Genomic DNA, 9,650 nt, shown 5'->3' with positions numbered 1-9,650 from the left:
CCGGGCCGGGGTCGGTACGGCTGGGGTCGAGGCCGAGCCGTTGCATGCCTGGATCGACAACTGGCAACTGCGCGGCCTCTCATCGACCAACCAGGGCTTGGGGCAGATGTTGCTGACGGCCCATGGCAGCGATTTCGGCTACCGGTTGCACCTCAGTAGCGATCGGCCGTTGGTCTTGCAGGGTGACCATGGCTATAGCCTGAAGTCCGGCAAGGGGCAGGCCTCGTGGTACTACAGCCAGCCGTATTTCCAGGTGAATGGCAGTCTGCAGGTCGACGGGCGTGAGGTACAGGTCAGCGGCCAGGCCTGGCTCGACCGCGAGTGGAGCAGCCAGCCGCTGGCAGCGGAGCAGTCCGGCTGGGACTGGTTTTCCCTGCACCTGACCGATGGCTCGAAGGTCATGCTGTTCCAGGTGCGACAGCAGGGCGGCGAGGCTTACCGGGCCGGGACCTGGATTGGGGCGGACGGCCAGGCGCAGGTGCTCAAGGGCGACGATATCGTGCTGACGCCAGGACGGCAGGCCCGCATCGCCGGGCGCCAGTTGCCGGTGGAGTGGCGGTTGGAGATTCCGAGCAGGCAGTTGCGCATCGAGACGAAGCCGTTGCGGGATGATGCGTGGATGGGTAACACCTTTTCCTATTGGGAGGGACCGATCAGCCTGAGTGGCAGCCAACAGGGCGTGGGGTATCTGGAGATGACCGGGTATTGAGGCCGCTTCCAGATGGCCAGGTTGATATTCGCCTGACGGCAGCGTGCCCATATAGAGGATGATTTATGAGCACTGAACAAATCCGCTTCAATGATGGTGCCTCGTACGAGAGGTACATGGGCAAATGGAGCCAACTGGCGGGTGAGGCGTTCCTTGACTGGATAGCCCCGACACCGGGCCAGCGCTGGCTGGATATCGGCTGTGGCAACGGGGCCTTCACCGAAATGCTGATCGGGCGCTGCGAGCCGGTGTCGGTGGACGGCGTGGATCCTTCCGAGGCACAACTGGCCTATGCACGTACGCGATCGGCGCTGGGCTCCACCACGTTCCTGCTGGGTGATGCGATGGCGCTGCCCTACGACGAGGACGCGTTCGACATTGCAGTGATGCCGCTGGTGATTTTCTTCGTTCCCGAGCCGGCCAAGGGCGTTGCCGAGATGGCGAGGGTCGTGCGCCCTGGCGGCGTCGTTGCCGCCTATGCCTGGGATATGTACGGCGGTGGCTTCCCCTATGAGGCGCTGTTGTCGGAGATCCGCGGGTTGGGCATCGCAGTGCCGAAACCGCCCAGTCCGGAGGCTTCGCGGGTCGAAGACATGCGCAATCTGTGGGCGGCGGCAGGGCTGGTTGATATCCAGACCCGGGCGATCGAGGTGAGCCGCACCTTTGCCGATTTCGACGATTTCTGGGCGACCGCACGCGGTGCGCCGAGTGTAGGGGCGACGCTCGCCAGGATGGCGGGAGAGGATCTGGCCTCGCTCAAGGCTCGGGTGCATGAGCGTCTGCCGGCAGATGCCGAGGGCCGTATCACCTATGGTGCCCGGGCGAATGCAGTGAAGGGGCGTGTTCCCGGTTAGTTGCCTGGGCGTCTCGACTGCCCCGGGGCGGCGCTGCCAGTCACGGCAAGCCAGGCTTCCCGTTCAGTCTCAACCTTCCATTTTCTGCGCACCGAGGCTCTGCACCAGGTTATCCAGTATTTCGGTGGTCGTGTTGTCCGGCGCCGGCTGTATTGCTGCGCGTGCTCCGAACTGGCGTGTCAGGCGATATTCGCTCGGCGTGCAGTTGACCAACTGCTTGAACGCGCGTGCGAAGTAGGAAGGGTCCTTGAAGCCGGCTTCGTAGCCGATGCTGGTGATGGGCATCTGGCTGTTGTCCAGCAGCTCCTTGGCGAACTCCATGCGCTTGTTCAGGATGTAGTCGGTGAAGCCGAGCCCGAAGGTTTCCTTGAACAGGCGGCTGAAGCGAAAGGTGGTCATGCCGCTGCGTGCGGCCAGTTCCTTCTGGTCGATGCTGTCGCGAAAGTGCTGGTCGATGTACAACGGGACATGGCTCAGCGCCTGGTGCTTCTGATGGTCTGCCGTCATCCGGATGCTGCCTGGCAAGGTCGGGGAATGGTCGATCCGCGGGGTCTTGCGCTGCTCGTTGGTCGCACGACGCAGCTCGTGGAGCTGTAGCACTGCGGCCAGATAGCGATCCCTTTCGGCAACGCTCAAGGGCAGTACCATGTATTCCCAGACACACGAACGCATGGCCCATACGGCCAGTTCCTCGGAGTGTTGCACGGTGAACATGGTGATCGGGATGGTAGGGGCCGTGTGTTTGATCTCCAGCAGCATTCTGAGGCCCGGGGTATCCGGGCGGTCGAAGTGGATGCAGATCATGTCGGCGTGCAGCTTGCCCGGGAAATCGTGCTCTTTCGCCACTGTGCAGTCGCAAGCCTGCTCGAACGGCCTGATGAGTTCGGGGGTGCTTCGATCATGGGTTCGATCGAACCACAGCAGTGATGGTTTTCGGCTCACCTTCGACGTCATGCGCTCTGCTCTGAGGTTCGTTCGGCCATCCAATGAACAGTATTGCCAAAGTGGCATCGCCTTTTCAGATTGAATCTCGATAAAAAAAGCTGACCTCCGTTCTCTCTGTTCTATGTCCCCGTTGGGCCCACGGGTACCTGAAGTGCCTGTCCGCAAAAAAGTCCTAGGGATACGCAAAATCCTCCTAACCCTCCTGCAAGTGCCCTGACTAATGTAGCCACAAGCAGTTTGAAAAGAGCTGCTTCTGGGTAATAACAACAAGCGAATGAGGTGTGCGAAATGAATCTTCAAACAATCAAGGCTTCGGTAATGAAGTTCGCCAAGGATGAAGATGGCCTGACCATTGTGGAATATGCAGTGGCCGGTGGTTTGATTACCGTGTTGGTGGCTGCCGCATTCGTTCTTCTGGGCGGTGCCGTGAACACCAAGATCAGAGCGCTGTGCCAGGCCGTCAACAACAACGTCGCGTGCTGACTCTCCCGACTCTTTGCCGGGGCGGCACGGTTGTTCGTGGAATAACCGGTGATAACTGTCTTTATTGAAGTACCAACGGGTAACTCGATGAACTTCGAACTTTCCCTGGCGATGCAAGTTGCGGGTTGCATGAATGCTCAAGTGAGGTGTGCAAAATGACACTGCAAACAATAAGAGCGGCGATACGCCAGTTCAGCGCGGATGAAAATGGCCTGACCATCGTCGAGTACGCAGTGGCCGGTGGGCTGATCACCGTCGCGGTGGCAGCGGCATTCACGCTGTTGGGTGGCGCGGTGAACACCAGGATCCTGGCGCTTTGCCAGGCGGTGAACAACAACGTTGCGTGCTAACGACCCATCCCATCCGGGAGACGCGCCATGTCCACGGAACCGCTGTTTTCTACTGTTTTGCTGATAGGACTGCTTGGCGTGGCGGTGGCGAGCGACCTGCTGCGCCACCGTATTCCCAACACGCTGGTCCTGTTGGGACTGGCCCTGGGATGGGTCGGTCAATTCCATGCAGGGGGTCTCGGCGGGTTAGGCGATGGCCTGTTGAGCGTGCTGATCTGTTTTGCCCTGTTCATACCCCTGTATGCAATGGGCGGCATGGCGGCCGGCGATGTCAAGTTGATGGCCATGGTCGGCGGTTTTCTGCCTTTCCATGATGCCTTGTGGGCGGCGTTGTTCAGCCTGATCGCGGGCGGCCTGTGCGGTTTGCTGCTCGTGCTGATTCGCGGCCAGTTGTTCAAGACCCTGGGACGCTACTGGCTGATCATGAGAGCACAGGCCTATCTGGCACCCACTTCGGATGAAGTGGCCGGCAAGCCTTTCCCTTATTCGATCGCCATTCTGCTGGGCACCTTGAACACCCTCGGCTGGCAACTGTTTGCCAGTGGGTTGGGAGGTTAGTCATGCGCATCGTCGAGAGTGATCTTTATCACAGTGAACGAGAAGCGGTGCAACGGCTCGCTCCCCAACCGTGCACGATCAACGAGACGGGGCTGACGGACAGCTTTCTCGGTGACCTGGTCTGCAAGCACCTGCATGATGCCGGCGTGCTGGACATGCCACGGCTGGTGGAGCGCCTGGCGCTGACCGGCGCCGTGATGGAGGAGGTCCTGGCGTTTCTGCGCAAGGACGGCCGCGTCGAAGTGCTGGGCCAGGCGGGAGCACAAACCGGCGGACAATCGCTGCGTTATGGCCTGACCGAGCGCGGTCGCAGCTCCGCCCGCGATGCGCTGTCGCGCAGCGGCTACATGGGGGCGGCACCGTTCCCGGTGAGCACCTATCGCTCCCTGCTCAAGCTGCAGACCATCCACCACGGCAAGATCGGTGCGCACGACATGCGCATGGCGCTCGATGGCGTGGTGCTCACCGAGCAAATGCTCGATCAACTGGGGGTGGCGCTGAACTCCGGGCGGGCGCTGATGATTTATGGTCCGGCCGGTACCGGCAAGACCTATGTCAGCAGCCGGCTGATCCGGCTGTTCGCCGACCCCATCTGGGTGCCCCAGGCCATTGCGATCAATGAATCGGTGGTCGAAATCTATGACCCGCAGGTGCATCAGCGCCTGGATGACGAGGGGCAACCGAACAACCTGATGCTCAACAAGGGGGTCGATCGTCGACTGCTGCGCTGCAAGCGCCCGTTGGTCATTACCGGCGGTGAGTTGAGCATGGAGCAGCTGGACATCCGTTACGATCCCTTTACCCGCCAGTACCAGGCCGCTCTGCAGCTCAAGGCCGGCAACGGTCTGTTCATCATCGACGACATGGGCCGCCAGCGCATGGCGCCCGCCGAGCTGTTCAACCGCTGGATCGTGCCGATGGAAGAAAAGCGCGACTTTCTCAACCTGGGCGGCGGGCGCCATTGCGAGCTGCCGTTCGACCTGATCCTGGTGTTCTCCACCAACCTCAATCCCCTGGAATTGGCCGACGAGGCTTTCCTGCGGCGCATTGGCTACAAGCTGCAATTCGGTTACCTGAAGCCCGACCAGTACGAACGGATCTGGCGGCAGGAGTGCGAGCGCCTGGGCATCCGGCATGACCCGATGCTGGTGCGCCATGCCCTGCAGAAACTCTACGCCGTCGAAGGCATGCCGCTGGTGCCTTGTCACCCGCGCGACCTGCTGAACATGGCGCTCGATCGCCAGCGTTACCAGGGCGGCAGCGGGCCGCTGTCACCGCAGGAACTGGACTGGGCCTGGCGCAACTACTTCGTCCAACTCGACTTTCTTTGAGTGGGAGATACACACATGAGCTCTCGTACTGCAACCCTGATTGGCATTTCCCTGGTCATGGGCCTGGGTGCCGCGTGGATGGCCAACGCCTGGTTGAGCGCACGGCTCAATGCCAGCCCGGACGATCACCTGCGAAACGTGGTGGTCTCCACGGTCGAGATTCCGTTCGGGCAGATGGTCGAGGCCCAGCAGGTCACGACCGTGCGCATGCCCATCGAGGCGATCCCGGACGATGCCCTGGACACCCCTGAAAAGGCCGTGGGCAAGATCGCCACGTTCGACATCCTGCGCGGCGACATCGTCCGTGGCGCCAGGTTGAGCGAGCACCTGGGCGGCAGCACCCTGGCCTCGCTGATCGCACCGGACAAGCGGGCCATTTCGGTCCGGGTGGACGACGTGGTCGGCGTGGGCGGGTTCCTGCTGCCGGGCAACCGGGTCGATGTGCTGGCGACGAAGCACACCGATGGCAACAGCAACAAGGCGGTGTCCAGGACCATCCTCGAGAACCTGCGCGTGCTGGCGGTGGACCAGACCGCGGGCACCGACAAGACCCAGCCGGTGGTGGTGCGTGCGGTGACCCTGGAAATGACCGCCGCCGAGGCCGAAAGCCTGGTCACGGCACAAACCGAAGGCAAGTTGCAACTGGCCTTGCGCAACCCGCTGACCGTGGACAAGAAGCCGCTGGCCAGCGCGCCCGTGGCACCTGTCGAACCGCCGGTGACCGTCGCCAGTGCCGCGCCGCCGCCCAAGCCCGTCGCGCCCCGCCGCAATAGCGGTGGCGGGACCATTACCGTGATCCGTGGCATCGAAGCCCGCGTGGTCAACGTGCAGTGAGCGGGCCCCCGGTGGGGCAGGCGATCCGATTCAGTGACGGCAAGTGAGGGACTGACGATGTGTCCTCGAATTCAACTGCGGTTATCGCTGATGCCACGGCTCCAGCGCGGCTCGGTAGCCGTTTTGATGGTGATCGCCCTGGCGGCGATTACCCTGCTGGCAGCCCTGGCGCTGGACGGCGGGCACATGCTGCTGAACAAGACCCGCCTGCAGAATGCGGTGGACGCCGCGGCCCTCAGTGGCGCCAAGACCCTCAGCCAGGTCAGTGGCGGCACCGGCATTGCCGCCACCACGCGCGCTGCCGCACTGAGCACGCTGACACTCAATGCCGATGCCGCCGGCAACAGCGAACTGGCGGCGGCCATCGGCGGCAATGCGGCGGGCTTCGCGGTGGTGGAACTGGCCAACAGTGTCTACGGGCCGTTTTCCTATCCCGGGCCAGCCGATGCCACCTATGTGCGGGTCACGGTGCCCAGCTACAGCCTGAGCGGATTTTTCTGGAGCTTCGTGCAGTCAATGGGCAGCGCCGGCCTGGGTGGCAAGAAGGTGGTGGCGATGGCCACCGCCGGACCAAGCCCCACCAGCCCGTGCGATCTTGCGCCGTTGATGGTGTGCGGCGACCCCACGCAGTACAACCCTGGCGCGGGCAATTTCTGGGGTTATCGCTTTGGCGACCTGCAGGATCTGAAGACCGGTTCGGGCACCTCATCCGCCATTGGCCCGGGCAACTTCCAACTGCTCGATTTCGGCTCGGGTGGCAGCGCGGTCCGGGAGGACCTGGCCGGCGGCGGCTCGGTCTGCCGCAGCGTCGGGGAAAATGTCACGACTTCGCCGGGCAACAAGGTCGGCCCGACCTCCCAGGGCCTGAATACCCGCTTCGGTCAGTACACCGGCGGGATGAGCGCCACGGACTATCCGCCCGACCTGGTGATCAGCTACAGCACGCCGATGATCAGCGACAATTCGGGAACCCTGCAGTACAACGGCCAGACCGTCACCTCGAGCAACGGCTCGCTCACCGCCGGCGGCCAGGCACTGCTGGACTACAACGACTGGCGGGCGAGCATGGCGGCCTGTGTCGCCGGTTCCGGCAGCGGCTGCCAGAGCGGCGGGGTCTTCGAGCGGCGGATGCTCAAGGTGGTGATCGGTGACTGCACCGGGAAAAACAACGGGGCCACTTCGATTCCGGTACTGGGCTTTGGCTGCTACTTCGTCGTGCAGCCGGCCGGTGGCAGCGGGAGCACGTCGGAGATCTTCGGCCAGTTCGTCAGCGAGTGCGAGGGCGATAACGTGCCGGGGCCCAATCCTTCGGGAGACACCGGTCCGCTGATCATTCAACTCTACAAGACCTATATCAATGGCAGTGGCACCCCGAGCAACGACTCGTAGGAGGCGTCATGGGACTTCATGCGTTCAGACCGCCCAGGGACCAGCAAGGCCTGGCCCTGATCGAATTCACCCTGGTTCTGCCGTTGTTGCTGCTGTTGCTGCTGGCACTGGGTGAATTCGGCCGGATGCTGTTCCAGTACAACACCCTGTTGCAGGCCACTCGCGATGCCGGGCGCTACGTCGCCGGCCAGGCCTGGAACCCGACACTGGGGACCGTCGTGCTGAGCAGCTCACTACAGACCCAGACGCAGAACGTGGCGGTCTACGGTGTGCCGAGCAATACCGGGAATGCCGTGGTGTCGGGGCTGACGACCGCCAATGTGACGGTCAGCGCTCTGGGCAGCAACCATGTGCAGGTCAGCATCAACTACACCTTCTGCCCGGTGATCGGTGGCGGCGCCTGCAGCGGCTCGCTCAGCGGTTTTTTCCCGACGCCGATCGCGCTGAGCATTCCCCTGGTCGCTACCACCGTCATGAGGGTGCTGTGATGAATCGCCAACAGATGCGTGGGCTCTACACGGTGGAATTCGCCATTGTCGGCCTGCTGGTCTTCATCGTGTTGTTTGGCGTGCTGGAAATGGGCCGCCTGTGCTTCACGGTCAATAGTCTCGATGAGTCGGTGCGGCGCGGCGCGCGCCTGGCGGCGGTGTGCAATATCAGCGACCCGGTGGTGCTGCAGCGGGCGATATTCAATGCCGCAGGCAACACCGGCCCGAGCACGCTGATCACCAACCTGAACACCACGAACCTGGTGCTGAGTTACCTGGACGCTAGTGGCGCGGTGGTGGCCAATCCCAACGACACCACCAGTACCACGGGATTTCGCGCCATCCGTTATGTCCAGGTGAGCCTGTCGGGCTACGTCTTCAACCTGTTCATTCCCGGCCTTGGCGTGGCCATTACCTTGCCCACCTTCAGGGCGATCCTGCCACGCGAGGCCCTTGGGCATCACTCCGAATCGGGGGAGGTCACGCCATGCTGAACATCAAGGAAACCCCGTTGAACCTGGCGACCGGCAAGTCCGGGCTGCGCCTGCTGGTCAGCAGTCGCGATGCCACGGCGCTACGTGATCTGCAAGGTGTCTGCCAGCGCATACCCAGCCTGGAAGTCAGCACCCGCCTGGTGAGCAACGGGCATGTCGACCCGCTCCATGGCCTGGAGCGGATGCCCGATCTGCTGTTGTTGCGGGTCAGCCACCTGTGGCGCGAGGAGTTGGCGGCACTGCTCCAGCGCCCGTCCCATGAACGCCCCGCGCTGCTGGTGTGCGGATTGTTGAACGAGCAGGACGCCATGCGCCTGGCGATGCAGGCCGGTGCCCGTGACGTGCTGCCGGAGCCGATCGCCGAGACGGAATTGGTTGCCGCGCTCAATCGGCTGGTCGCCGAGGCCCGGGCCAGCATCGGTGCGCAAGGCAAGCTGATCGCCGTGATGAGCGCCAAGGGCGGCTCCGGCGGGACCCTGTTGGCCTGCAACCTGGCCCATCAGCTCAGCCTGAGGAGCAGCAACACCCTGTTGCTGGACATGGACCTGCAATTTGGCAGCGTCGCGCATTACCTGGAGGTGGCGCAGTCCCACAGCCACCTGGAGGTGCTGCAGCAGGTCGATGGCATGGACAGCGTGGCGTTGCGTGGATTCTGCAGCCATTTCAGCCCGACCTTGCATGTCCTGGGCGGGCGGGCCGGTGAGTTGTGCCTGGCCCAGGATGCCCAGCCGGAACAGGTCGATACCTTGCTGCAACTGGCCCGCGCCAGCTACGACTGGGTGGTGGTCGACCTGCCAAGGCAAATCGACCACCTCACCGGTTCCGTGCTGGAGCAGGCGGACCGGGTCTACGTGGTGGTGCAGCAAAGCGTCTGCCACCTGCGTGATGCCAGTTCGCTGATGCGGATTCTTCGCGAAGACCTGGGCGTGCGCGGGGACCAGTTGCAGGTGGTGGTCAACCGCTACGACAAGGCCGCGCCTGTCAGTCTCAAGGACATTGGCGAGGCGTTGCGTTGCGTGAACCTGCTGAAACTGCCCAACGACTTCGGCCTGGTCAACCAGAGCCAGAACTCCGGCGTGCCGCTGGGACTGCAGGCACCGCGTGCGCCGATCACCGTGGCGATGCGCGAGATGACCGGACAATTGTTCGGCAGCCCGATGGTCGGGAACAACGGCCTGTTCAAACGCGCCTTCAACCGCATATTCAAGGGGTGAG

At 63.0% G+C, this 9,650-nt stretch carries 12 protein-coding genes; 11 read left to right on the top strand and 1 reads right to left on the bottom strand.

Annotated features, from left to right (window positions below; all coding sequences use genetic code 11):
* Positions 1-709 (top strand): lipocalin family protein (locus K675_RS0123570; protein ID WP_017905933.1); only part of this gene is annotated, 709 nt, incomplete at its 5' end.
* A 65-nt stretch (positions 710-774) separates the two neighbouring features.
* Positions 775-1,563, top strand: a complete 789-nt coding sequence (locus tag K675_RS0123565) for a class I SAM-dependent methyltransferase (RefSeq protein ID WP_017905932.1) — start codon at positions 775-777, stop codon at positions 1,561-1,563.
* A 69-nt stretch (positions 1,564-1,632) separates the two neighbouring features.
* On the opposite strand, the gene K675_RS0123560 is transcribed toward K675_RS0123565, so the two are convergent.
* Positions 1,633-2,517: a helix-turn-helix transcriptional regulator gene (locus K675_RS0123560; protein ID WP_017905931.1), complete on the bottom strand. Its 885-nt coding sequence runs from the start codon at positions 2,515-2,517 to the stop codon at positions 1,633-1,635.
* Between the two features lie 279 nt (positions 2,518-2,796).
* On the opposite strand from K675_RS0123560, the gene K675_RS0123555 reads away from it, so the two are divergent.
* From K675_RS0123555 to K675_RS0123515, 9 genes are all read left to right on the top strand, one after another.
* A complete protein-coding gene (locus K675_RS0123555; RefSeq protein ID WP_026145484.1) occupies positions 2,797-2,991 on the top strand; it encodes a Flp family type IVb pilin in 195 nt (64 codons plus the stop codon).
* Between the two features lie 155 nt (positions 2,992-3,146).
* A complete protein-coding gene (locus tag K675_RS0123550; protein ID WP_017905929.1) occupies positions 3,147-3,341 on the top strand; it encodes a Flp family type IVb pilin in 195 nt (64 codons plus the stop codon).
* A 27-nt stretch (positions 3,342-3,368) separates the two neighbouring features.
* Positions 3,369-3,899 (top strand): A24 family peptidase, encoded by a 531-nt coding sequence (locus tag K675_RS0123545; protein ID WP_026145483.1) that lies wholly within the window; start codon positions 3,369-3,371, stop codon positions 3,897-3,899.
* Positions 3,900-3,901: 2 nt separating this feature from the next.
* Positions 3,902-5,230 carry an ATPase AAA gene (locus K675_RS0123540; RefSeq protein ID WP_017905927.1) on the top strand — a complete coding sequence of 443 codons (1,329 nt, stop codon included), beginning with the start codon at positions 3,902-3,904 and terminating at the stop codon, positions 5,228-5,230.
* 15 nt (positions 5,231-5,245) lie between these two features.
* Complete coding sequence (gene cpaB / locus K675_RS0123535; protein ID WP_017905926.1) at positions 5,246-6,064, top strand: Flp pilus assembly protein CpaB; 819 nt, start codon at positions 5,246-5,248, stop codon at positions 6,062-6,064.
* Positions 6,065-6,121: 57 nt separating this feature from the next.
* Positions 6,122-7,453 (top strand): Tad domain-containing protein, encoded by a 1,332-nt coding sequence (locus tag K675_RS0123530; RefSeq protein WP_026145482.1) that lies wholly within the window; start codon positions 6,122-6,124, stop codon positions 7,451-7,453.
* A gap of 8 nt (positions 7,454-7,461) precedes the next feature.
* Entirely contained in the window at positions 7,462-7,941 is a 480-nt protein-coding gene (locus tag K675_RS0123525; protein ID WP_017905924.1) for a TadE/TadG family type IV pilus assembly protein, read from the top strand.
* Positions 7,941-8,435 carry a TadE/TadG family type IV pilus assembly protein gene (locus K675_RS0123520; RefSeq protein ID WP_017905923.1) on the top strand — a complete coding sequence of 165 codons (495 nt, stop codon included), beginning with the start codon at positions 7,941-7,943 and terminating at the stop codon, positions 8,433-8,435. Before K675_RS0123525 ends, K675_RS0123520 begins: the two co-directional genes overlap by 1 nt.
* Entirely contained in the window at positions 8,429-9,649 is a 1,221-nt protein-coding gene (locus K675_RS0123515) for an AAA family ATPase (protein WP_017905922.1), read from the top strand. Before K675_RS0123520 ends, K675_RS0123515 begins: the two co-directional genes overlap by 7 nt.
* Position 9,650: the final 1 nt, after the last annotated feature.

Source organism: Pseudomonas fuscovaginae SE-1, assembly GCF_000364705.1.
GTDB lineage: Bacteria > Pseudomonadota > Gammaproteobacteria > Pseudomonadales > Pseudomonadaceae > Aquipseudomonas > Aquipseudomonas fuscovaginae_A.
This window is presented reverse-complemented; position numbering and strand designations above follow the sequence as displayed.

Bases quoted from the DNA above. Each gene is read 5' to 3' on its own strand.
- K675_RS0123565 (WP_017905932.1), top strand. From the start codon at position 775: ATGAGCACTGAACAAATCCGCTTCAATGATGGTGCCTCGTACGAGAGG.
- K675_RS0123560 (WP_017905931.1), bottom strand. From the start codon at position 2,517: ATGACGTCGAAGGTGAGCCGAAAACCATCACTGCTGTGGTTCGATCGA.
- K675_RS0123555 (WP_026145484.1), top strand. From the start codon at position 2,797: ATGAATCTTCAAACAATCAAGGCTTCGGTAATGAAGTTCGCCAAGGAT.
- K675_RS0123550 (WP_017905929.1), top strand. From the start codon at position 3,147: ATGACACTGCAAACAATAAGAGCGGCGATACGCCAGTTCAGCGCGGAT.
- K675_RS0123545 (WP_026145483.1), top strand. From the start codon at position 3,369: ATGTCCACGGAACCGCTGTTTTCTACTGTTTTGCTGATAGGACTGCTT.
- K675_RS0123540 (WP_017905927.1), top strand. From the start codon at position 3,902: ATGCGCATCGTCGAGAGTGATCTTTATCACAGTGAACGAGAAGCGGTG.
- cpaB (WP_017905926.1), top strand. From the start codon at position 5,246: ATGAGCTCTCGTACTGCAACCCTGATTGGCATTTCCCTGGTCATGGGC.
- K675_RS0123530 (WP_026145482.1), top strand. From the start codon at position 6,122: ATGTGTCCTCGAATTCAACTGCGGTTATCGCTGATGCCACGGCTCCAG.
- K675_RS0123525 (WP_017905924.1), top strand. From the start codon at position 7,462: ATGGGACTTCATGCGTTCAGACCGCCCAGGGACCAGCAAGGCCTGGCC.
- K675_RS0123520 (WP_017905923.1), top strand. From the start codon at position 7,941: ATGAATCGCCAACAGATGCGTGGGCTCTACACGGTGGAATTCGCCATT.
- K675_RS0123515 (WP_017905922.1), top strand. From the start codon at position 8,429: ATGCTGAACATCAAGGAAACCCCGTTGAACCTGGCGACCGGCAAGTCC.